1 pseudogene is annotated in these 241 nt (G+C 73.4%); it reads right to left on the bottom strand.

The window, feature by feature from the left end:
- Positions 1 to 241: pseudogene (locus BST27_RS33055) on the bottom strand (PE family protein); the annotation flags it as partial.

Genomic DNA, 241 nt, shown 5'->3' with positions numbered 1-241 from the left:
CCGTCGAGGCCTTTGCCACCGTTGCCGCCGGCACCACCCGCCCCGAACAATGCACTACCACCGGCCCCACCGACACCGGGAGTACCGAACAGGAAGCTGTTCCCGCCACGTCCGCCGTTTCCGCCGGAGAAACCGCCGTTCCCGCCCAGGCCGCCGGCACCGCCGTTTCCGTACAGCCAGCCGCCCGCACCCCCATTACCGCCGCTCCCGCCGGGCCCGCCGGGAGCGATCGGGCCTCCAC

It is taken from the genome of Mycobacterium intermedium, from assembly GCF_002086275.1.
In the GTDB taxonomy this organism is placed as follows: domain Bacteria; phylum Actinomycetota; class Actinomycetes; order Mycobacteriales; family Mycobacteriaceae; genus Mycobacterium; species Mycobacterium intermedium.
The sequence above is the reverse complement of the archived record's forward strand: the minus strand, read 5'-3'. Positions and strand labels throughout refer to the sequence as shown.